Source organism: Blautia sp. MSK18_10, from assembly GCF_020553185.1.
GTDB lineage: Bacteria > Bacillota > Clostridia > Lachnospirales > Lachnospiraceae > Blautia_A > Blautia_A wexlerae.
This window is the reverse complement of the sequence record NZ_JAJCGT010000042.1, coordinates 1-22,429: the sequence shown is the minus strand read 5'-3', so window position 1 is coordinate 22,429 and position 22,429 is coordinate 1. Positions and strand designations below refer to the sequence as shown.

The following is a 22,429-nucleotide window of genomic DNA, read 5'->3' as shown; positions in this document are numbered from 1 at the left end:
CGAGAGTCTCTTTTTTTCTGTAAAAACATATTGAATGTCATGTGGAAGTTGTGTATAATGAAAATACAAAATAAGGTATATTATTTTAGATAAAAGTAAAATAAAAACTCAAAATCATAAACTGTGGAGGTAAAAATGACTAAGCTTGTAATCAATCCATCAAAGAAACAGAGCAAAATCAACAAAGAGATTTACGGACATTTCTCAGAGCATCTGGGAAGATGTATCTACGAAGGAATCTATGTAGGCGAAGATTCCCAGATCCCGAATAAGAACGGAATGCGTACAGACGTAGTAGAAGCACTGAAGCATATCAGGATTCCGGTACTTCGCTGGCCGGGTGGATGCTTCGCAGATGAATACCACTGGAAAGACGGTATCGGACCAAAGGAAACACGTAAAAAAATGATCAATACACACTGGGGCGGTGTGGTAGAAGATAACAGCTTTGGTACACATGAATTTTTTGAACTCTGTGAGCAGCTTGGCTGCGAAGCTTATGTTAATGGTAACCTGGGAAGCGGAACAGTTCAGGAAATGTCTGAATGGGTAGAATATATCACATTCGAGGGTGTTTCCCCGATGGCTGACCTCCGTAAGAAAAACGGACATGAGAAACCATGGAAACTGGATTTCTTTGGAGTTGGAAATGAGAACTGGGGATGTGGCGGAAATATGAATCCTGACTTCTATGCAAATGAATACCGCCGTTATCAGACTTATGTCCGCAATTATCATCCGGATCACCCAATCCACAAAGTCTGCTGTGGTGCCAATGTAGATGATTATGAATGGACATTTGAAGTATTAAAGACTACACATAATCATTGCCTGAAAGAACTTCACGGAAATATGGATGGTCTTTCTCTTCATTATTATGTACATCCGGAAGGATGGGAGATCAAGGGAAGTGCTACAGATTTTGATGATAAGGTATGGTATAAGAGTCTGAATAAAGCGCTCTTTATGGAAACTCTGATCGAGCGTCACGGACATATCATGGACGAATATGATCCAGAGAAAAAAATCGGCATGATCGTTGATGAATGGGGTGCATGGTACACAGTAGAACCAGGAACAAACCCGGGATTCCTGTATCAGCAGAACACAATGAGAGATGCCCTGATCGCAGGTATCACTTTGAATATCTTTAACAAACACAGCGACAGAGTAAAGATGGCAAACCTTGCGCAGATCGTAAATGTGCTTCAGTCCGTTATCCTTACAGATGGTGCTGATATGATCCTGACACCAACCTATCATGTATTTGATATGTACAAATATCATCAGGATGCAATGCTTGTAGACAGTTCTATCGAAACAGAAACCATCGGTGTGGAAGAAGAGTGGCAGGTACCGAACCTGACAGAATCTGTATCTGTAGCAGAAGACGGAGCTGTACATATCACATTGACAAACCTGTCTCTGGATAAAGATTATGAGATCAGAACTATCCTTACAGACTATCAGGTAAATGAAGTTAAAGGTGAGATCGTACACGGCGAAATGCACGAAATGAATACCTTCGAAACACCGGACCAGGTACGTGTAAAAGAATTTAACGAAGTAGAAAAAACAGCAGAAGGAATCAGATTCACAATTCCTAAATGCAGTGTTCTTCATCTGGAAGTAAGATAATTACAAGATTTTTAGTCGAATCAGGTAGTGAAGCGGATGATTTTATTCGCTTGACACAGATAAAGAGTTTTGTATAAAAATGAATGAACTTTACAGATTCACAGAAAATGCCGCTTCTGACAAAACAGGCAGGTATTTTCTGTGAATATTTATAATGGAAACAAAAAGGAGACTAAGGTATGAACGGGAAGCTGCGTGTGTGCAGAAAATGTCTGCCCGGACAGAATAATGAAGAGACTTTTTACGAGGATCTGTCACGCTACATTCAGCGCATGGATGAGGATCTGAAAGTAGACCAGCAGATTTACGAAAAAAGGCTTAACATATGCAGCACCTGTGACCGCTTAATGAATGGGATGTGCAGGCTTTGCGGATGCTTTGTGGAACTGCGGGCTGTACAGAAGGTGCGAAAATGTCCGGATCTGCCGGCAAAATGGGAGGCGCAGAAATGAGAGATGGTTTAAAAGAAAGGTTATTAAATAAGGTAAAAGTAACGGATAAATTCTGGCGAGGATATCAGGAACTGGTAATGGATACAGTAATTCCTTATCAGGAGAAAATATTAAATGATGAGATTCCGGGAGTGGAGAAAAGCCATGCACTGGCAAACTTCCGCATTGCAGCAGGACTGGAAGAGGGTGAGTTTTACGGAATGGTTTTCCAGGACAGTGATGTTGCCAAATGGCTGGAAGGTGTGGCGTATGCACTGGAAGTCCGTCCGGATGCTGAACTGGAAGAACGTGCAGATAAGGTTATTGAAATTATTGAAAAAGCGCAGCAGGATGACGGTTATCTGAATACTTTTTTCACAATCAAAGAGCCGGAACACCGCTGGCAGAATTTACAGGAATGCCATGAATTATACTGTGCCGGACATATGATGGAAGCAGCGGCGGCTTATTATGAGGTGACTGGAAAAGACCGTCTGCTTCATGTGATGGAGCGCATGGCAGAACATATCGGGAAACGTTTTGGAACAGAAGAAGGCAAAGAACCGGGGATTCCGGGACATCAGGAAATCGAGCTGGGACTTTTGCGTCTCTATGAAGTGACCGGAAAAGAAAATTACAAAGACCTCGCCAGATATTTTATTGAACAGCGTGGAAAAGATCCGGATTACTTTGTCAAAGAGAGGGAAAAAAGAGGCTGGGTTCACTTTGATATGGATGTGCATAACAGAGAATATAATCAGGCACATGCTACTGTCTATGAGCAGAAAGAAGCAGTAGGACACAGTGTCCGTGCTGTTTATATGTATACTGCCATGGCAGAACTGGCTTCTCTTTACAAAGATGAAAAACTCTATCAGGCATGCTGTGATCTCTGGGAGAACATGACTCAGAAGAGAATGTATATCACCGGAGGAATCGGCAGTACCGTAGACGGAGAAGCATTTACCATTGATTATGATCTGCCGAATGACACCGTTTATGCGGAAACCTGTGCATCTATCGGACTGGTATTTTTTGCAAGAAAGATGCTTGATAATGTAATGGATGGACGCTATGCAGATGTGATGGAACGTGCACTTTATAATGGGATCATCAGCGGAATGCAGCTTGACGGAAAGAAATTTTTCTATGTAAATCCACTGGAAACAGAACCTGGAGTCAGCGGGAAATTATACGGATATAAGCATGTTCTGCCGGAGCGTCCGGGCTGGTATACATGCGCATGCTGCCCTCCCAATGTAGTCCGTCTGCTGATGTCTCTTGGTAAATATCTGTGGAGTGAGACAGAAGATGGAGTTTATTCTCATATCCCGGCAGGTACAGAAGCGCACTTTGATAAGATGGATGTAACTGTAGAGAGCAACTATCCGTGGGATGGCAGAGTGACCTATCATATAACCGGAAAAACAGAGGAAGAGACTATCCTGGGAATCCATATCCCATCCTGGGTACGCCCGGGTTCTGTTCAGGTACGTATAAATGGAAAAGTGAAAGATATCACGGCAGATGTGGAAAAGGGATATCTGATCCTTAAGAGAGTGTGGGAAAATGATGAAGTAGAACTTGTTTTCCCGATGAAGATCCGCAAGATTTATGCAAACCTTAAAGTAAGAGAAGATGCCGGCTGTGTAGCGTTTATGCGCGGGCCGATGGTTTATTGTTTCGAGGGTGTGGATAATCCGGGTCTGCTTCAGTCTTACCACATCTTTGAAGATGCAAAGATGGAAGAGGAAGTCTGCAAAGAGGGTCTGCTGGAAGGCTGCGTCCTGCTTAAGATCAAAGCACGTAAGCTGGAGACAGTGGGAGATTCTCTGTACAGTGAAGTTGCACCGGTGAGAACGCTGACAACACTGACAGCAGTGCCGTATTATACATGGGGCAACCGCGGAGAAAACCAGATGAGAGTCTGGATGCGTGGGGAATAACCGAAAAATCAGAGGGAATATAAAATAAAAGCAAGGAACTATGTGGCAAAACACATCGGTTCCTTGCTTTTACTGTTTTCAGATACTCTGTAAAATTATACATTTGGAGTATAATGCACTTTCACATTAATATCCTGATTATAGTTTCCGAAATCTTTTCCGAAGAGTGTCAGACCGCCGATATTCTGAGATGGTTCATCCACCTGGAAACGGAATACCATATCATCCTGAGAGGTAAAAGTGAGCTGCTGTGTATTCACATCAGAGATCTTTAATCCATCGATAAAAGTACCGTGACGGTCAATGACAAGCATCTTCAGCAGACCATACTGATTCCAGTTCGGGAACCACCAGTCGGGGGTGAACATACCGTGGACATCACCGAAATCCCCGGGGCTTGTCCAGCTTCCGACCTTTGTATTATTCAGGAAAAAGGAAATATCAGAAGGCCAGTCATTATTGACTCCGGGAGCTTCTGAACTGATTTCAAAGGAGAGTGTCAGCCGGTCAATCTTCTGTCCCGGAGGCAGCATATTTGGAATGCGGTAATCAATAAATCCCCGTCCAAACCATAAAATCTTTGCATCTACATGGCTCGGATGAGCAAAATAACGGGGATCATCTACCTCACCAATAAGATTATCGGTAGTAGACAGCCCACAGGTCGGATAAACAGAATAATTAAAGTAGTTGCCAATCGGAATGTCAATAGAGTAACTGTCTTCAGCCGGACTGTCATTGTTAGAGGCAATATCAACCAAAATCTTGTCAACATTAATGCGGCAGACCTTCTGGTTTCCGTGACCGGAATGCTCTGGAAGAATTGCGAGAATTCCGGCTTCTTCGAGTTTCTTTACATGGCTGGTCAGGGCACCGTTGGTAATCCCCAGACTGGAAGCCAGTTCATTCATATTCATTTCCTGATGCTCAAGGAGAGTCTGGATCAGCCGTATGCGGATGTCAGAACCAAGAGCTTTGAAGACAGGAACCGCCTGCTCCAGACTTTTAATATATAACATAACGGATTTCCCTTTCTGTTAAAAATGATTTTGTAACGTTTACGGTAAATTATAACGAATCTGCAAAAAATGTGCAACGAAAAGAAAAAAATATAGTTGATATTTTCTGAAAAATGCAGTACACTTTTAAATATATAAAAAATAATTTATATAAATCTAAAATAAAAGCGAACAGGGGGACACACAATGAGTGAAGAACTTAAGTATAATAAGCCATGGATTCTGCAGAGAGCAGATCCATATGTTTACCGCCACACAGACGGAAACTATTATTTTACAGCATCCATACCGGCCTATGACCGGATTGTGCTGAGAAGAAGCGAAACTCTGGCAGGACTGAAAGATGCGGAAGAAGTGACAGTCTGGGAGAAACACAAAGAAGGAATCATGAGCGAACATATCTGGGCACCTGAGCTTCATTATCTGGACGGAAAATGGTACATCTATTTTGCGGGCGGGGACAAAGATGATATCTGGGCAATCCGCCCATATGTGCTGGAATGTGCAGATACAGATCCGCTTACAGGAGCCTGGACAGAGAAAGGCAAAATGGGACGTGCGGATGCAGATGAATTTTCTTTTGAAGCTTTCTCTCTGGATGCAACAGTATTTGAAAACAAAGGAAAACATTACTATGTATGGGCTGAGAAGGTAGGAGTCGGCAAGCAGATTTCCAATCTTTATATTGGGGAAATGGAAACTCCGTATAAACTGAAAACCGTTCAGGTACTTCTCACTTCACCGGATTATGACTGGGAAAGAGTTGGTTTCTGGGTGAATGAAGGACCGGCAGTTATTCATCATGACGGCAGGATTTATCTTACCTATTCTGCATCTGAGACAGGCGCTGCATACTGTATGGGAATGCTTGCAGCAGATGAAGATTCTGATCTTCTTGACCCGAAATCCTGGACAAAAGAACGTTATCCGGTTCTTCGTACAGATGAATCCAGAGGAATCTATGGACCGGGGCATAATTCCTTCACTGAAGACGAAGAAGGAAATCCGGTCATGGTTTATCATGCGAGAACAGAAGCAGAGATTGAAGGGAATCCGCTGTACAATCCAAACCGTCATGCCATGCTGATGAAAATCCGCTGGGATGAAAAAACAGGCGCACCGATATTTTCTTACGAAGATTAACGTAATCTGAGAGAGAATAATATTTGGAGAACAGGAGAGCTGGTATGAGAAAAAAATGGGGAATGATCCTGGGGCTGACAGGAATGATGCTTCTCGGAGCACAGAGTATATATGCTGCGGAAACTGCTGATGGCACAGCAGAGACAACAGATGCGGCAAACGAAAAAGAAACAGCAGGCGCAGATGATATTGAGAGCAAGATTAAGAAAGGTGGCTTTACTGCCGGAGCTTCCGTGCATGATCCATCTGTCATCAAAGACAATGACACTTACTATATCTTTGGCTCCCATATGGAATCTGCGAAGTCCACAGATCTGAGAAACTGGACCGGTTTTTCCTCCGGGGTCAATGCAGAGAATAAGCTGTTTGACAATCTTTTTGACGGAGAAGAAGACGGCGATCCGGCAGCGTTTACTTATGTAGGAAAGAACGAGGAAGGTGGTTATTCCGTGTGGGCACCGGATGTCATCTATAACAAAAAAATGGGAAAATATGTGATGTATTTCTGCACCACATCTTCTTATGTGAAATCCAATATCTGCTTTGCAACAGCAGATGATATTGAAGGTCCGTATCACTATGAGGACACATTCCTGTACTCTGGTTATAGCTATCATGATGTTAAGGAAAGTAATATCGAAGAACTGATGGGAACAGACCCAAGGCCATATACAGCAGCGTCTTATGACAATAATAACTGGCCAAACTGTATTGACCCGGATGTTTTTTATGATAAAGACGGGCGTATGTGGATGGTTTATGGCTCCTGGTCCGGCGGTATTTTTCTGATTGAGATTGATGAAGAGACCGGCTATCCGATTTATCCGGAAGCAGACGAAGAAAATCATGTGGACAGCTATTATGGCAAGAAACTTCTCGGTGGTTATCACAACTCCATCGAAGGCCCGCATATTATGTATGATGAGACCAATGGATATTATTATCTGTTTTTGTCCTATGGAAATCTGCAGGCAAAAGGAGGTTATCAAATGCGTCTCTTCCGCTGTGACACTGTAGACGGAACTTATACAGATGCAGCAGGGAAGGATATGTATTTATTTGTGGAGCATAAAGATCATGGACTGAAAATGATGGGAAATTATACATTCCCGAGTCTTACCCAGACCTATATGGCGCCAGGCGGACAGACTGCATTTGAAGATGAAGATGGTAAATTATACCTGGTCTATCATCAGCGTTTTGCTAAAACCGGAGAACTTCATGAGCCTCGTGTACATCAGTTGTTCCGCACAAAAGACGGATGGCTGGTTGCTGCGCCATTTGCCACAGACGGCGAGACGTTGAAAGAGGATGGATATTCCGGAGATGAAATCCAGGGTACTTTTTATCTGGTAAATCATGGTACGGATATTTCGGACAGGGTACATAAACCGCAGAGGATTCAACTTAATGCAGACGGAACAGTTACCGGAGAAGAACTGGAAGGCAAATGGGAAGCAGAAGAAGGCACACCATATATTGATGTGACTCTCGGTGAAAATACTTATACAGGAGTTGTCCTGGAAATGACCGATGAGGCAGGCAATGATACGATGTGCTTCAGCGCTAAGGGTGACAATAATGAAACTATATGGGGTGTGAAATATCTGTTGCCATAAATGGCTGTGGGAGTATTCGGGGCAGTATATAAATCTGAAGTCAGGCGGAGAAATCAGATGTTTTCGGGATGATAACCGATGGTAATCCGTATATGCTGGTTATAATCTCCGAAACCTGCACCAAAAAGAGTACACCCGCCGGGATGTTCGGCGCCCGGAAGAACAGAAAAGCGCAATTTCATAACGGACTGATCAGTGAGTGCAAGCTGTCTGGTGGAAACATCGGACAGCTTTTCTGTGTCCAGAAAAGTGCCTTCAGGGGTGATCGTCAGTTTTTTCAGCAAACCATACTGATTCAGAAAAGAAAACCACCAGGAAGGATTGTATTTCCCTCTGCGGTCCCCATAATCACCAGGGCTGGTCCAGGTGCCAAGGATTACACCGTTCAGGGAAAAGGTAATATCAGAAGGCCACACATTACAGAATCGGGGGGCTTCGGAACTGATCTCAAAGGAAACTGTCAGTTCTTCAATCACGCTGTGATCAGGGATGAAATTGGGCAGTATATACTCCAGATATCCGGTGGTGAACCAGACGATCCTTGCCTGGCGGCTGCCTGGGTGTATGAAATACCGTGGCTGATCCAACTGTCCCACAAAAGAAGTAGAAGTTGCCATACCACAGGTGGGAGTTACCGAGAAATCAGAAAAATGTCCCACGCCGATTTCTGCACTGTAAGTCTGCAGATCAGGACCGTAAAGCGCCATATTTACCAGAAGCTGATCCCAGTCTTTTATAAAATAGCAGCGTTTCTGTGTTCCGTGTGAGAGAGATTCATCCCTGAATTCTATCAGCCCGGCTTCGGCCAGAAGATTAAGGTGAGGGGACAGGGTTGTAACGGGAATTTTCAGGTTTTGTGCAATTTGTTTAATATTCAGACCTTCTCTTTCTTGGATCAGACGCAAAATTTGTACACGGACAGGGGAACCGAGAGCTTTGAAGATGGCAAGACCATCGGAAACAGAACAGGATTTCATGTAAAAACCTCCTTTTGACTGTATTTACAGGTATATAACACTAAATAAGAATTTTTAGAAAAATACGTTTTGATTAGTTATTTTACCATAAAATTGGTTAAAAAAATATAGGGAAATAGCAAAAAAATAGATAGATTGATGAATAAATAACGGGCATTTATTTTAGATAAAACTAAAATAATAAAAATAAATCAAAAATATATTGACATTTACAGGAAAGAATTATATAATATCAACATAAACCGGAGCTGAAAATAAAAAAGTTGTGCAAAATGACCATAACAAAAAGATGGACTATATATTTTAAAAAAATACGAAATGATTATGGGGTTTGTACAATGGCATCATTGAAACCGGAAGAGCGCAAAGAAATGCAAAAAAGGAGGATCTTTTTATGAAGAGAAGAAAATTGTTCGCGTTACTTATGACTGCGGCTATGGCAGTGTCCAGTATGAGCATGGCAGTGAATGTCTTTGCAGAAGAAGACACAACAGAGGAAGCTGCTGAGAGCGAAGAACCGGCTGAAGGAGAGCCTACAGCAGTAACAACCGTAGGTCCTGATGATGGAACAAAATTCGAGATGTGGTCATTCGTAGACCTGCATAATGAGTTTTATGGTCAGATGGTAGATAAGTGGAATGAAGAGAATCCGGACAAACAGATCCAGATTACATTCAGTACATATCCATACTCTGATATGCATAACAAATTAATGATGTCCTTACAGGCAGGATCCGGTGCTCCTGACCTCTGCGATATCGAGATCGGACAGTTCCCGAACTATTCCGGTGATGACAGCCCTCTGTATTCCATGAATGATGCACTTGCTCCTTATGAAGATACAATGGTGCAGTCAAGACTTGATGTTTATTCCAAAGCTGACGGAACAAGACTTGGTGTTCCTTTCCATGTAGGTGCAACTGTTATGTACTGGAACGCAGATCTTCTTGAATCTTATGGATTAGATTACAAATCTGTAAAGACATGGGATGATTATACAAAACTTGGTGAAGAATTAAAAGAAGCTTCCAACGGTGAAGTGTACTTAACTTCTGTTGATACAGGCGGTGTTGACTGGATGTGGCTTGCAATGGCTGAGAATGGTGAAGACTGGACAGGCGGTCCGGACGGAACTGTAAACGTACAGCTTGATTCTGTAAAAGAAATGCTCACAATGCAGCAGAACTGGTTAAACGATGGAATCGCAATGGTATCCACAGACGGACATGTTGACCTTGAAGCTGGTTTCTCCAACATCATGGAAGGTAAAATTGCTTCCTTCCCAAAAGCTATGTGGTACATGAGCCGTTTCAAAGATTACATGCCGGAGATGGAAGGCAAATATGACATCACAACATGCCCTGTATTTGAAGAAGGACAGAAATGCTCCGTTGGTATCGGTGGTACAGGTACTGTTGTAACAAATCAGTGTGAGAATCCTGAACTTGCAGCTGAATGGCTTGCATGGGCTAAATGCTCTGAAGAAGGTGAAAACCTGATCTGGAACGAACTTGGATTTGACGTCTGCAACACAGCATTATGGTCTGACGAAGATTTCGCATATGATGAATCCAATACTTATAACACATTCTTCCGTGTAAAACCATACGAAGTTCTGAATGAACTTGCTGAAAACGATGCAATCGGAACTATTTACACAACAAAGAACTCTCCGACACTGAACGATTACATGTGTACAACAACTCTGAACAATGTATTAGAGGATGGCATGGATGTAGATGAAGCGCTTCAGGATGCACAGGATTATCTTGATTTCGAATGTGAATAATAAGATGATAATAGTTCACTGATCAAGTGAATAATGAACGGTTACTGCAGTGACCGAAATGATATGGGAGGCCAGGGAAACGCATTCCCTGACCTCCTTTACTGTTATCCTGGTGAGAAATGAGATTTTCACAGGATGTGGAGTCTGATTTCTTTTCAGGATAATGGTAATAAGAAAAAAGAAATTATCTGTAACTGTTCAGTAAACCATGATTCCATATGATGCTGAAAAGTTACTGCTATTTTTAGAAGAGGAGGAATTCATTGTGAATAAAGTGAAAAAGATGCTCTATTCTCAGAAGGTGGCACCCTACGTATTCGTAATTCCGTTTGTTATCAGCCTTCTGGTATTCTGGTTATATCCGCTCATCAGTGGTATTGTAATGAGTTTTCAGGATATTTCATTTGGCGGTTCTCAGTGGGTTGGTCTGAAGCATTATCAGAAACTGGCTTCCGATAAGTTCTTCAAGACGGCTGTATTTAACAGTGTGGAATACATGCTTCTGACACTGCTCCTGCTGATTCCGATCCCGATGATGCTTGCAGTACTGATGGAAAGCCGTCTTACCAAAGCCAAAGGTGTATGGAAAGTGATCATGTACATTCCGGCACTTACATCTGTAGTTATTTCCGGTATGTTATTCCGACTGATGTTCTCAGAAGGTGATAACGGACAGATGAACCAGTTAATGCATTTGCTTGGAAATGCCAGTATCCCATGGCTGAAAGAAAAGACTACCGGATGGATAGCTTTGTTATTACTCTGTATGTGGAGATGGACAGGTGTTAATATGTTGTACTTTATTTCCGGTTTAAAGAGTATTGATACATCTCTTTATGAATCAGCAGACATCGACGGTGCCAATGCAAAACAGAAATTCTGGTACGTGACATTGCCGCTTCTGAAACCGACAACTATCTATGTTATTACAATTTCCGTATATGCCGGTCTGTCCATGTTCCTTGAGAGTTTCATGTTGTGGAATGGTAACTCATCACCGAAGAACATTGGTCTTACTATCGTAGGATATCTGTATAAACGTGGTATTGAGAAAAATGATATGGGTTATGCGTGTGCTGTAGGTATGGTGCTTCTGGTCATTGCCCTGGCTATCAATGTTGTCCAGCTTGTGGCAACAGGAACATTCAAGAAGGAGGAAAAGTGATATGGCAAAAACAGCAGCTCAGCCAAAGACAATGGAATCAAATCATAAAGTTGCGTCTGTATTATCCACAGGGCTTTTCGCTATCCTCTGTGTGCTGATCGCATTCCCGCTTCTTGCAGGTTTCTTCGCTTCCTTCCAGGAAGGCCGTGAAGTAGTTATGAAGGGTATGTCCCTGAATCTTGATTTCTCCAAGATGCATCTGGACAACTACAAATACCTGTTTTCCGGAAATGAGGATTCCCGAAAATATTTTATGTGGTATAAAAACAGTCTGATCTTGACACTGATCACGGTAGTTCTGACACTGTTGGTATGCTACTTCATCGCATACGGTCTGACCATGTACAAGTTTAAACTTCAGGGATTTTTATTCTTCCTGGTAATCGCAACCATGTGTGTTCCTTTTGAAATCCTGATGCTTCCTCTGTATAACGAAGTTACATCTCTTGGGATCATCAATACAAGAGCCGGTGTTATTCTCCCCGGATTATGTGGTGCGTCGACGATTTTCTTCTTCAAACAGTATATGCAGAGTCTTCCGAAAGAGCTTCTGGATGCAGGAAGAATCGACGGATGCACAGAGTATGGTATCAGTGTTAAGATTATGATGCCGATCACCAAACCGGCATTTGCATCCATGGCAATCCTCTGTGCAATGGGTTCCTGGAACAACATGTTATGGCCGATGCTGGTATTCCGTGATACAAGCAAATTTACACTGCAGATCGGTCTGAATACATTGCTTACACCTTATGGAAATAACTACAACCTTCTGATCGCAGGTTCCATGTTCGGTATTCTTCCAATCCTGATCATCTACCTGATCTTCCAGAGATACCTGATCGATGGTATGACATCCGGTGCTGTTAAGGGTTGATCAAAAGTTGTAAATATTCAAATCGTAACTTGCTGACATGATATAAAATGAGCTGTCCCATTGAGTTTTGAAATTAATGTTACTGTAACCGGTGATCATTTGACATTACTTATGAGGCAGCTCAAATAATATAACGACAAACTAATTTCTCAAACTAAATTTAAGAACGGAGGTTCAAAAAACATTATGGCAAAACAGGCAAAAATGGTAGTGGACAAAGCATTCTCCATTTCCAAAATCGACAAAAGAATTTACGGTTCCTTTATTGAACATCTGGGAAGAGCTGTATACGATGGAATTTATCAGCCGGGACATCCGCTTTCCAATGCTGACGGATTCCGTAAAGATGTTATTGATCTGGTAAAAGAACTGGACGTGCCGATCGTACGTTATCCGGGCGGAAACTTTGTATCCAACTTTTACTGGGAAGACAGTGTAGGTCCGGTTGAGGAAAGACCTCACAGACTGGAACTTGCATGGAAAAGTCTGGAAAAGAACGAAGTAGGACTTCATGAATTTAAGAAATGGGCAGACGCAGCCAATTCAGAAGTGATGATGGCAGTCAATCTCGGAACAAGAGGAATCACAGATGCCTGCAACCTTCTGGAATACTGCAACCATCCGGGCGGAACCAAATACAGTGATCTCCGTATCAAACACGGACAGAAAGATCCATACGGATTCAAAACATGGTGCCTCGGAAACGAAATGGACGGTCCGTGGCAGATCGGTCACAAGACTATGGATGAGTACGGAAGACTGGCAGAAGAAACAGCCAAAGCAATGAAACTCATCGATCCGTCTATCGAGTTCGTTGTATGCGGAAGTTCCAACAAAGATATGCCGACCTTCGCACTCTGGGAAGATCATGTACTGAGCCACACTTATGATTATGTAGATTATTTATCCCTTCATACATACTATGGAAACCGTTCTGACGACAGCAATGACTTCCTTGCAAAATCCGATGATATGGACGAATTTATCCACACCATTATCGCAACCTGCGATTATGTAAAAGCGAAAAAACGCAGCAAAAAGAATATGTACCTCAGCTTTGATGAGTGGAATGTATGGTATCATTCAAATGCTGCTGACAATGATATCACAGAGAATCATCCGTGGCAGATAGCGCCGCCGCTTCTTGAGGATATTTATAACTTCGAGGATGCCCTGCTGGTAGGTCTGATGCTGATTGTTCTGATCCGCCATTCAGACAGAGTAAAAGTAGCATGCCTTGCACAGCTCATCAACGTTATCGCTCCGATCATGACTGACCCTAATGGCGGCGGTTCCTGGAAACAGACTATTTTCTATCCGTTTATGCATGCTTCCAAATATGGACGTGGTGTTGCGCTCCAGCCGGTAATCTCATCCACTGAGCATGAGACAAGCGGACATGGAAGCATCACAGATGTTGAGGCAGTTGCTGTTTACAATGAAGAGAAAGAAGAAGTTACAATCTTCGCAGTAAACAGAAACCTGAAAGAGGATATTGTTCTCAACACAGACGTGAGAAGCTTCGAAGGCTACAGAGTTGCTGAGCATATCGTACTTGAAAGCGATGACCTGAAGGTAGTCAATGCTTTCGGACAGGAAAATGTAAAACCAAAGACAACACAGCAGACAACAATGGACAATGGGGAATTGACAAGTATGCTGCATAAAGCATCATGGAATGTGATCCGTCTTGTAAAAGACAGTAAATAAAAATAATCCCTCTTAAGTAGACAAGGTAAATAACCAAAATCTTCTTAAGAGGGATTTTCTATGGCTATTTTGGCAGTGGATAGTGTCGGGAATGTTTCCTGCATATCAGAATTATTTAATCAGAAATGGCTGAAGTGTCTGTATCGTATATTCATGCAGAGCTTCTTTTTTGCTCCTGTCAATCTGCAGATAGTGAGCATAAAGTACATCCAGAACCAGCAGAATAGGAAACTGTGGGGAAATGATATTTCCATATTCCAGATGTTCCATGCTTGCGAAGATGAGCGTCTCATCGCAGAAGTCCTGATAGGATTTGTCCTGTCTTGCGGTCATAAGAAGTGTATAAGCTCCGTGCTGATGTGCAGCCTTCAGAGAAGAGATAATATCATCCGTCTGTCCGCTGACACTGATACCGATGACCAGACAGTTCTCATCCAGAATAACAGAATTCACCTTCATAATATGACTGTCTGTAACTGCTTCGATATTCAGTCCGATACGCATGAAACGAAGCTTCATCTCCTGAGCTACGAGACCGGAACTGCCTCTTCCGTAAACATAAACACGAGGTTTGGAAACCAGCAGATTTGTGATCCGTGTGATCTGCGCTTTGTCCAGCAGAGCGTTAGATTTATTCAGAAGTTCCTGATAAGTATTAAATTCCGATACTTCAAAATTCGGAATATTTTCTTCGGGACCTGGTGCCAGTCTCTGCTTATACTCATAAATAAATTCTCTGTATCCGTGAAAACCACATTTCTGGGCGAAACGTGAAAGTGAAGCTTCAGATACATAAAGAAGCCCGGAAATATTTCTGGAAGAAAAATCCTGCTCTTCAGTATTATGAATAAAGAAATCGGCGATTGTTCTTTCCAGCGGAGTGAATGTATGGTAATAAGATTCAATTAAAGGAATAATTTTATGTTTGTTTAATGACATATGGAATCCTTTCTGTATGGTGGAATTGCTATAGATTACTATAACATTGTACAATTTGTTTCACAAGGAGAATGTAAATATTTTCATGAAAAATATAAACAAGGAAAGTAATTTCGGCAAGCTTTAAAAACCGAACTGCAAAATGGCTCAAAATAATAAAAAATGAAAGAAGATTCTAAAAACAATACATTCATTGAAAATAGAACCAACGGGAATTATAATGAGCTTATAACAAATCGGCAGTGTCAGATGACACGCAAAAAAGGAGAAAACTATGATTATTTATGTAGGTAAAGATTATCAGGACGTAAGCAGAAAAGCAGCTAATATCATGTCTGCCCAGATTATTATGAAACCAAACGCAGTTCTTGGACTGGCAACAGGCTCTACACCGGTCGGATTATATAAACAGCTTATCGAGTGGTACAACAAAGGTGACCTTGATTTCTCACAGATCACATCTGTAAACTTGGATGAGTATAAAGGACTTTCCGGTGACAACGACCAGAGCTACCGTTATTTCATGAACACAAACTTGTTCGATCATGTAAACATTGACAAAAACAAAACCTATGTACCAAATGGACTGGAAGAAGACAGCGACAAAGCATGTGCAGATTATAATGAGATCATCCGCAGTGTAGGTGGAATTGATATCCAGCTTCTGGGAATCGGCGGAAACGGACATATTGGTTTCAATGAACCCGGAGAAGCTTTTGAGAAGGAAACTCATTGTGTAGATCTTACAGAAAGCACTATCAAGGCAAATGCAAGATTTTTTGAAAGTATGGATGAAGTTCCGAAACAGGCATACACCATGGGAATCAAGAACATTATGGCAGCAAAGAAAATTCTTCTTGTAGCAACAGGAAGTGCCAAGGCAGATGCTTTGTACAAATCTCTGTACGGACCGATCACACCGAATGTACCTGCATCTATCCTTCAGCTTCATCAGGATGTAACTGTAGTGGCAGATGAAGATGCTTTAAGTCTTATTAAAGAAAAAGGACTTTTATAATATCGGCTCTTGTGTGATAATAACAGTATCAGTGGAAAGAATTGCCTGACAGAGATAAGGTCAGGGAAATACTTAATAATTCACTTCAGCGAGAAAAGAGGCAAAAATCAGATGATTATAAAGAATGGAAAAGTTTTTCAGAAAGATGGCAGTTATAAAGTCACAGATCTGTATGTAGAGAACGGCAGAATTGTGGCTTCAGCAGATGAAGTAACCGACAAAACGCAACTGGATGCATCGGGACTGAAGGTTCTGCCCGGACTGGTAGATATCCACAGCCATGGTGCAGTCAGACATGATTTCTCAGATGCAGATGTTGATGGGTTAAGAACAATCCTTCAGTATGAAAAATCTCATGGAATCACATCCTATTGCCCGACATCCATGACACTTCCGAAAGAAGAATTACTTAAGATTTTCCAGACTGCAAAAGATGTAGAACAGGATGAAACCTGTACACGTATTGTGGGTATCAATATGGAAGGGCCTTTCCTTGATCCTGTGAAAAAGGGAGCACATGTAGAAGGCTATATCCGTAAACCGGATATTGAATTTTTCAGAGCATGTAACGAAGCTGCGGGCGGAATGATCAAACTGGTAACTCTTGCACCGAATATGGAAGGCTCTGAGGAATTTATCAGAGAATTACATAATGAAGTGGTTATTTCCATCGGACATACAGCAGCAGATTATGGCTGCGCAGCAGAAGCGATGAAAGAGGGAGCACTTCATGTGACTCATCTTTATAATGCCATGAATCCTATGGGACACAGAGAACCCGGTGTGATTGGCGCAGCAGCAGACAATCAGGACTGTATGGTAGAACTGATCGGTGATGGGATTCATATCCATCCTGTAACTGTACGCAATACCTTCCGTTTATTTGGAGACAGCAGAGTCGCCCTTATCAGTGACTCCATGATGGCAACAGGTATGGAGAACGGACTGTATGAACTGGGCGGACAGGAAGTGACCATGAAAGACAGAAAGGCAACTCTGGCAGATGGAACGATCGCCGGTTCTGCAACCTGCCTTTTTGATTGTATGAAGTGTGTTATTTCCATGGGTGTACCGGAGAGAGAAGCGATTCTGGCAGCAACAGCAAATCCGGCGAGAAGTATTGGGATTTATGATGAGGTGGGTTCCCTTGCTCCCGGAAAACGGGCAGATATTGTGCTGACAGACGAAGAGTTGAATATTGTTAAGGTACTGTAGTGTAAAAGAAAAGCTTTCCGACAGAATGTGCACAGATAAGAGTATGGACATTTTGCCGGAATGCAGTTCTGTATCAAGGAGAAAAATGATAACTAAAAAAGAGATTTTAGATGCGATTCATGGAAAAATGATCATTTCCTGTCAGGCGGTAGAAGATGAACCATTATATGTAGAAGAGAAATCCATTATGTACCTGATGGCACGCGCTGCAAAACAGGCAGGCACACCTGCAATCCGTACAAGCAGTATCCGCGATGTCATAGCGATCAAAGAAGAAACAGGTCTTCCGGTGATCGGGCTGGTGAAGATCCAGTATCCCGGATATGAAGGATATATCACACCTACCATGAAAGAAGTAGACGATCTGGTAGCAGCAGGATCTGATGTTGTAGCTCTGGATTGTACACTTCGCAAGCGTGGTGATGGCATAACTGTCAATGAGTTTATCGCACAGATCAAAGAGAAATATCCGGATATTATCCTGATGGCAGATATTTCTAATTATGAAGAAGGTATCAATGCATGGAAGTGTGGTGTGGATATTGTTGGAACAACCATGAGCGGTTACACTGATTACACTTCCAAAAAGGATGAACCAGATTATGAACTGATGGAGAGGCTTGCAAAAGATACAGATATTCCGATTATCGGAGAAGGCAAGATCCATTATCCGGATCAGGCTGTAAAAGCACTACAGACAGGTGTATGGGCGATCGTGGTAGGCGGAGCGATCACACGTCCGCTGGAAATCGCACAGAGATTTCAGAAGGCAATTGAAGCAGGTAAATAAAATGCGAACAAAAAAGGATGTGTCAGAGTTGCACATCCTTTTTTGTTATAGCAAGTGCAGTATTTTATGGAATGGTTATAAATAAACAGCTGGCCGACTTTTGCAGTAACTGAACCGGACTGCAGAGAATTTTTAGTGCAGAAAGCGGAACTTGGTGTTAGAATAGAAGCGTCATATGATAAGCAGAACTTATCCACATCAGAAGATATTTAGTTACTGTGAACGGAGTGAACAGTAACGATATTTATGAGGAAACAATCCCTCCGGTTACAGAAGAATGTGGAAATTAAAAAAACTCAGATAAGATCTATGAATGGAGGATGTCAGACTATTTGGATACGATCTGATCTGAGATAATAGAAGAACTGAGACAAAAGAAAGGAACAATACGAATGAGATTATTGATCGTGCGACATGGAGATCCGGATTATTCCATTGATTCTCTTACAGAAAAAGGCTGGAAAGAAGCAGAATATCTGTCAGAAAGATTGTCAAAACTTGATGTAAAGGATTTCTATGTATCACCTCTTGGAAGGGCAAAGGATACAGCTTCTTTTACATTGAAGAAAATGAACCGTACAGCAGTTGAGTGTGACTGGCTGAGGGAATTTGATGTTCTGATCGATCGCCCGGATGTTACTGACAGGCAGAAGAGATTATGGGACTGGCTTCCGCAGGACTGGACACAGGACGAGAGATTTTACCAGTATGATCACTGGTATGAAAACGAGAGACTTCAGCAGTCGGATGCCAAAGGATACTATGACTATGTAACAGGAAAGTTTGATAAGCTTCTTGCCGAACATGGTTATGTACGTGAAGGACATTATTACAGAGTGGAGAAACCAAATGAAGATACGCTGGTATTCTTCTGCCATTTTGGTCTGGAATGTGTGCTTCTTGCGCATCTGATCGGTGCTTCTCCAATGGTACTGTGGCATGGATTCTGCGCAGCACCAAGTTCAGTGACAACTGTCAATACAGAAGAACGAAGAGAAGGAATCGCAAGTTTTCGTATTAGTGCATTTGGTGATATTTCCCATTTATATGTGCATGATGAACCACCGGCATTTGCCGCAAGATTCTGTGAAATGTACAGTAATACGGATGAGCGCCACGATTGATTAACCAGGTAATTCACCTGCGGAGCCATGCATTTCCTGCAGGAACTGGTTCAGGATTATCTGATCCTGGCACATCCACAGGCAGATCTTCCGCAGATTGAGCATGCAGAGGAAATTACACATGGAGATAAAGAAGAGATATCCACCGGAAAGCCCGCTCCTGTGGAGTTTCCATCACTGTTTTACTGACAGCAATGATGCTGTGTTCTATTCGGGAAGAGATTCCAAAGAATCAGCAGAAACGACCGGTAGCATTGATGATTCCGGTGAATCTGAGAAATTATTTTCCGTCTCAGTCTATGACAAATTTCTTTGGATGGATTGAGGTGGGATATATATTTTCTGATGAAACAACCTTTGAAGATGTACTTTTGTCTGTGAAGAAACAGTTCGAAGAAGAACTGGTAAAAGAAAAGATTGCCATGCATATGAGCGGATATGTGCGCATTGAGAAGAATCCTTTTGTACGTGCTGTTCCGTTGGAAATCAAGAAATATTTTCTGATGATCGGAGCCAATCTGGGAAGCAGGAGCATTACGGCAGTTTATTCTAATATCGGCATTATTCGTTTGCCGGAGGAGTACAAAGAATATATTCAGCATTTTGGGATTTTTGCAAGTACCAATTCTTTGCAGATGTGTTCCTGTTCTTATGGGGATGAGATGGTACTGGGATTTACTTCCAAGATACCGAATGACAGTATCCAGAGGAATTTCCAGCGGATGCTTGGAGAGGAGAATGTTTCCCACAGAGAATTAAAGAATGAATTTCCGGGATATGGAGAAAAGCATAGGCTTGAGAAAAAAGAAAATCAGAAGGTTATCCAGACTTTTAGCTTCCTGTGTCTGGCAATTGCGGTAATTTGCGGAATGATTAATTTTATGATGGCAGATGTACTGAATTGGTTCTGGTTTGCAGGAGCAGGATGTGCCTGTGCATGGCTGGTTGTTATGGTAGCATATTATAAACGCAGGAATATTCTGAAGAATGAAATGTGGCAGCTTTTGCTCATATCAGTAATCGCAATCCTATGGGACCGGTTTACCGGATGGAAGGGCTGGTCTGTGGATTTTGTGATTCCTTTCGGGATATTGGCAGTGCAGTTTTCTGTTCCTTCAGTAATCTGTGCCGGAATCAGTTTTCTGACATTGGCTGCACTGTTTATCTTCTGCAAGAAGGATACGATGCGGGAGTCTCATAAGAAACTGAGGATGTAGAAATATGGTCTTGACACACATGGGATAAAACCTGACTTTCGGAGTTGAAGTATAAAACATGGTGCTAAGCCAAGGATTAAAACCTGTGGCTTAGCATTTTTTTGATGTCTCCTTCGTTCAAAAAATACGATGTCAGTGGTAAGCTGCACAGCTCTGACAATTCCCTGATAAATGATGTACCATGCGATAGATTTATATATTTTCTGTCTGATATTTTGGCAACTCTGAAGTCACGTACGAATTCAAACAGCTCTTCGGAACTATAACCATTTTTTAATATCTTGAACTGCAGTAATCTTGTCAGTAATACGGCCAGATAGCAGATTAAAAAATGTCCAACAATGGTATCCTGTTTTTGCAAGTATACCGGTCTGGCATCCAGCTGTGACTTCATGATCCGGAAGGATTCTTCTATTCTCCAGAGATTGTGGTATGCATTGTAGACATCCTTATCTTTCATGGAAATCTCGGAAGTGACCAGCATGTTGTATCCGGCAAGCTCCAGGGATTTTTGAATGAGTTCCTCATTCATGGTGACTTTTACTTTACCATCTGTGTCGTTGCCCTTTTTATCTGCAGCAGTAAAAATGACATATTTTGCAGAATCACCATACTCGGATTTTTTAGCCTGCGAAGCTTTCAGAAGCCTTGCTTTTTCAACTTCTTTATTAATTTCGTAGATCTGTTTTTTGGCAAGTTTTGGATTGAAAGTAACAATCCTTTTTTCTGTGATCCGGAACTTTTTTAAAGAGCCTGTTTCAGACTCGGTAAATTTATATTCAAATTCATCTACACATTCCTTAATGCGATACAAAGTCTCCCCGGCAGCATTTTTTACATCCCTGTAATTATTAGGGAGCAGTACCCAGGTCTTTTCCGTTTCCGGAAGCATCTTTACGGACTTAGAGAAAATATATCCATCCCCATTTTTGAGCGCATGGAAGATATTTTCAGCACAATTCAACCCTTTGTCGGCGATCTGTATGGTTCTGCCGGACACAGAGTTTCTCTTTTTCAAATCATCAATGATATTTCTGATCACCGGCTTTTCACTCTGATTGCCCGGAAACAGCTTCATGCCGATGGGAATCTGATTTGCATCAAGCAGGAGTCCCAGACCAACAATCGGTTCTTTTCTGTTTTCCTTGGAAGGTCCTTTTTTCCGGAAATCATCTTCCCTGTCGATCTCAAAGTAAAAGTTAGTGCAGTCAAAGTAAGTATGAGAGGTATCAAACTGATACATCTGTTGGATCTGATGATTGTAGATTTCAATGATCTTTTCGTATTCGCAACCGATATACTCCAGCCCGTCATAGAGCTGGTTTAAAGAAAAATCGTAGGATTCAAAAAGCTTTGGAATCACTTCGTCATAAGTCTTTGATTTTGAACATGGCTGGACAAGCCTTGCGTAAACAAGGGCAGAGATCATGCCAAAAACATTAAAGCGGAAGTCAGTAGCGGTCTGCATGAGATCAATATACTTTTTGACAGAAAGCTTGTCGTTAATGTTTTTCATCGGGAAATAGCCAATGAGTTTTTCCGGCGAATCATCTGAAATCTGCTTCGCTTTTTTTGCGGCTTTTGCAGCATTTGCTTCCTGGTTCAGTCTGATAACTTCTTCTTTGTAGAAGGAGATAGGATCGTCAATGCCCTTTGCCTGAAGCTCATGAACATAACCAATAGGTTTATAAGCCTTGTGGGCAGTATGCCTGCGTTCAGGATCGTAAAAGCTTGAATAAATCTGAAGATAAGTACCTTTTTTGTTGTTAGTTTTTTTAAGAAAATATGCCATAAAAGTCACCCTCTTATAGT

19 protein-coding genes are annotated in these 22,429 nt (G+C 41.9%); 15 read left to right on the top strand and 4 right to left on the bottom strand.

From position 1 onward, the window contains the following. Positions 1 to 135: 135 nt before the first annotated feature. The 3 genes from LI074_RS14205 (at position 136) to LI074_RS14195 (ending at position 4,015) form a co-directional block, all read left to right on the top strand. Positions 136 to 1,638, top strand: coding sequence for an alpha-N-arabinofuranosidase (locus tag LI074_RS14205; RefSeq protein WP_173681110.1), 1,503 nt, complete (start codon positions 136 to 138; stop codon positions 1,636 to 1,638). Positions 1,639 to 1,817: 179 nt separating this feature from the next. Beyond that, entirely contained in the window at positions 1,818 to 2,090 is a 273-nt protein-coding gene (locus LI074_RS14200; RefSeq protein ID WP_118758993.1) for a DUF6171 family protein, read from the top strand. Continuing rightward, complete coding sequence (locus LI074_RS14195) at positions 2,087 to 4,015, top strand: glycoside hydrolase family 127 protein (protein ID WP_173681109.1); 1,929 nt, start codon at positions 2,087 to 2,089, stop codon at positions 4,013 to 4,015. The genes LI074_RS14200 and LI074_RS14195 overlap by 4 nt, the downstream gene beginning before the upstream one ends. Before the next feature lie 95 nt (positions 4,016 to 4,110). Here LI074_RS14195 and LI074_RS14190 read toward each other — a convergent pair whose 3' ends face one another. After that, positions 4,111 to 5,034 carry an ArsR/SmtB family transcription factor gene (locus tag LI074_RS14190; RefSeq protein WP_118338959.1) on the bottom strand — a complete coding sequence of 308 codons (924 nt, stop codon included), beginning with the start codon at positions 5,032 to 5,034 and terminating at the stop codon, positions 4,111 to 4,113. Between the two features lie 186 nt (positions 5,035 to 5,220). Here LI074_RS14190 and LI074_RS14185 point away from each other — a divergent pair, with 186 nt between their 5' ends. Both LI074_RS14185 and LI074_RS14180 read left to right on the top strand, forming a co-directional pair. Continuing rightward, complete coding sequence (locus LI074_RS14185; protein WP_118338960.1) at positions 5,221 to 6,177, top strand: glycoside hydrolase family 43 protein; 957 nt, start codon at positions 5,221 to 5,223, stop codon at positions 6,175 to 6,177. 44 nt (positions 6,178 to 6,221) lie between these two features. Then, positions 6,222 to 7,796, top strand: coding sequence for a glycoside hydrolase family 43 protein (locus tag LI074_RS14180; RefSeq protein WP_173681108.1), 1,575 nt, complete (start codon positions 6,222 to 6,224; stop codon positions 7,794 to 7,796). A gap of 53 nt (positions 7,797 to 7,849) precedes the next feature. Here LI074_RS14180 and LI074_RS14175 read toward each other — a convergent pair whose 3' ends face one another. Continuing rightward, the gene (locus tag LI074_RS14175) at positions 7,850 to 8,773 is read right to left on the bottom strand and encodes an ArsR/SmtB family transcription factor (protein WP_118409208.1); all 924 of its coding nucleotides are present in this window, start codon (positions 8,771 to 8,773) and stop codon (positions 7,850 to 7,852) included. A 394-nt stretch (positions 8,774 to 9,167) separates the two neighbouring features. Between LI074_RS14175 and LI074_RS14170 the strand changes: the two genes are divergently transcribed. The 4 genes from LI074_RS14170 to arfA all read left to right on the top strand — a co-directional run bounded on the left by LI074_RS14170 (position 9,168) and on the right by arfA (position 14,314). After that, the gene (locus LI074_RS14170) at positions 9,168 to 10,562 is read left to right on the top strand and encodes an ABC transporter substrate-binding protein (protein WP_025577875.1); all 1,395 of its coding nucleotides are present in this window, start codon (positions 9,168 to 9,170) and stop codon (positions 10,560 to 10,562) included. Positions 10,563 to 10,827: 265 nt separating this feature from the next. Next, positions 10,828 to 11,727: a carbohydrate ABC transporter permease gene (locus LI074_RS14165; RefSeq protein WP_330366414.1), complete on the top strand. Its 900-nt coding sequence runs from the start codon at positions 10,828 to 10,830 to the stop codon at positions 11,725 to 11,727. 1 nt (position 11,728) lies between these two features. After that, the gene (locus tag LI074_RS14160) at positions 11,729 to 12,604 is read left to right on the top strand and encodes a carbohydrate ABC transporter permease (protein WP_172678313.1); all 876 of its coding nucleotides are present in this window, start codon (positions 11,729 to 11,731) and stop codon (positions 12,602 to 12,604) included. A 186-nt stretch (positions 12,605 to 12,790) separates the two neighbouring features. Then, positions 12,791 to 14,314 (top strand): arabinosylfuranosidase ArfA, encoded by a 1,524-nt coding sequence (gene arfA / locus LI074_RS14155; protein WP_173698317.1) that lies wholly within the window; start codon positions 12,791 to 12,793, stop codon positions 14,312 to 14,314. Positions 14,315 to 14,425: 111 nt separating this feature from the next. Here arfA and LI074_RS14150 read toward each other — a convergent pair whose 3' ends face one another. Next, the gene (locus LI074_RS14150) at positions 14,426 to 15,253 is read right to left on the bottom strand and encodes a MurR/RpiR family transcriptional regulator (protein ID WP_055060142.1); all 828 of its coding nucleotides are present in this window, start codon (positions 15,251 to 15,253) and stop codon (positions 14,426 to 14,428) included. Positions 15,254 to 15,527: 274 nt separating this feature from the next. On the opposite strand from LI074_RS14150, the gene nagB reads away from it, so the two are divergent. From nagB to LI074_RS14120, 6 genes are all read left to right on the top strand, one after another. Beyond that, positions 15,528 to 16,271 carry a glucosamine-6-phosphate deaminase gene (nagB, locus tag LI074_RS14145; protein WP_055053331.1) on the top strand — a complete coding sequence of 248 codons (744 nt, stop codon included), beginning with the start codon at positions 15,528 to 15,530 and terminating at the stop codon, positions 16,269 to 16,271. A 111-nt stretch (positions 16,272 to 16,382) separates the two neighbouring features. Then, a complete protein-coding gene (gene nagA / locus LI074_RS14140; protein ID WP_173698316.1) occupies positions 16,383 to 17,486 on the top strand; it encodes an N-acetylglucosamine-6-phosphate deacetylase in 1,104 nt (367 codons plus the stop codon). An 85-nt stretch (positions 17,487 to 17,571) separates the two neighbouring features. Further along, positions 17,572 to 18,276: an N-acetylmannosamine-6-phosphate 2-epimerase gene (locus LI074_RS14135; RefSeq protein WP_179962981.1), complete on the top strand. Its 705-nt coding sequence runs from the start codon at positions 17,572 to 17,574 to the stop codon at positions 18,274 to 18,276. 392 nt (positions 18,277 to 18,668) lie between these two features. Next, on the top strand, positions 18,669 to 19,400 hold the full coding sequence (locus tag LI074_RS14130; protein WP_055057683.1) for a histidine phosphatase family protein: 732 nt from the start codon (positions 18,669 to 18,671) through the stop codon (positions 19,398 to 19,400). A gap of 27 nt (positions 19,401 to 19,427) precedes the next feature. Beyond that, a complete protein-coding gene (locus LI074_RS14125) occupies positions 19,428 to 19,589 on the top strand; it encodes a hypothetical protein (RefSeq protein ID WP_226839509.1) in 162 nt (53 codons plus the stop codon). 5 nt (positions 19,590 to 19,594) lie between these two features. Beyond that, positions 19,595 to 20,617 (top strand): DUF6320 domain-containing protein, encoded by a 1,023-nt coding sequence (locus tag LI074_RS14120; RefSeq protein WP_243868840.1) that lies wholly within the window; start codon positions 19,595 to 19,597, stop codon positions 20,615 to 20,617. A gap of 76 nt (positions 20,618 to 20,693) precedes the next feature. Here LI074_RS14120 and LI074_RS14115 read toward each other — a convergent pair whose 3' ends face one another. Continuing rightward, positions 20,694 to 22,409: an IS1634 family transposase gene (locus tag LI074_RS14115; RefSeq protein ID WP_020993170.1), complete on the bottom strand. Its 1,716-nt coding sequence runs from the start codon at positions 22,407 to 22,409 to the stop codon at positions 20,694 to 20,696. Positions 22,410 to 22,429: the final 20 nt, after the last annotated feature.

Coding starts and splice junctions, on each gene's coding strand:
- LI074_RS14125 (WP_226839509.1), top strand. CDS start 19,428: ATGCATTTCCTGCAGGAACTGGTTCAGGATTATCTGATCCTGGCACAT.
- LI074_RS14180 (WP_173681108.1), top strand. CDS start 6,222: ATGAGAAAAAAATGGGGAATGATCCTGGGGCTGACAGGAATGATGCTT.
- LI074_RS14200 (WP_118758993.1), top strand. CDS start 1,818: ATGAACGGGAAGCTGCGTGTGTGCAGAAAATGTCTGCCCGGACAGAAT.
- LI074_RS14170 (WP_025577875.1), top strand. CDS start 9,168: ATGAAGAGAAGAAAATTGTTCGCGTTACTTATGACTGCGGCTATGGCA.
- nagA (WP_173698316.1), top strand. CDS start 16,383: ATGATTATAAAGAATGGAAAAGTTTTTCAGAAAGATGGCAGTTATAAA.
- LI074_RS14175 (WP_118409208.1), bottom strand. CDS start 8,773: ATGAAATCCTGTTCTGTTTCCGATGGTCTTGCCATCTTCAAAGCTCTC.
- LI074_RS14150 (WP_055060142.1), bottom strand. CDS start 15,253: ATGTCATTAAACAAACATAAAATTATTCCTTTAATTGAATCTTATTAC.
- LI074_RS14135 (WP_179962981.1), top strand. CDS start 17,572: ATGATAACTAAAAAAGAGATTTTAGATGCGATTCATGGAAAAATGATC.
- LI074_RS14115 (WP_020993170.1), bottom strand. CDS start 22,409: ATGGCATATTTTCTTAAAAAAACTAACAACAAAAAAGGTACTTATCTT.
- LI074_RS14160 (WP_172678313.1), top strand. CDS start 11,729: ATGGCAAAAACAGCAGCTCAGCCAAAGACAATGGAATCAAATCATAAA.
- LI074_RS14195 (WP_173681109.1), top strand. CDS start 2,087: ATGAGAGATGGTTTAAAAGAAAGGTTATTAAATAAGGTAAAAGTAACG.
- LI074_RS14205 (WP_173681110.1), top strand. CDS start 136: ATGACTAAGCTTGTAATCAATCCATCAAAGAAACAGAGCAAAATCAAC.
- nagB (WP_055053331.1), top strand. CDS start 15,528: ATGATTATTTATGTAGGTAAAGATTATCAGGACGTAAGCAGAAAAGCA.
- LI074_RS14185 (WP_118338960.1), top strand. CDS start 5,221: ATGAGTGAAGAACTTAAGTATAATAAGCCATGGATTCTGCAGAGAGCA.
- arfA (WP_173698317.1), top strand. CDS start 12,791: ATGGCAAAACAGGCAAAAATGGTAGTGGACAAAGCATTCTCCATTTCC.
- LI074_RS14120 (WP_243868840.1), top strand. CDS start 19,595: ATGATGCTGTGTTCTATTCGGGAAGAGATTCCAAAGAATCAGCAGAAA.
- LI074_RS14190 (WP_118338959.1), bottom strand. CDS start 5,034: ATGTTATATATTAAAAGTCTGGAGCAGGCGGTTCCTGTCTTCAAAGCT.
- LI074_RS14130 (WP_055057683.1), top strand. CDS start 18,669: ATGAGATTATTGATCGTGCGACATGGAGATCCGGATTATTCCATTGAT.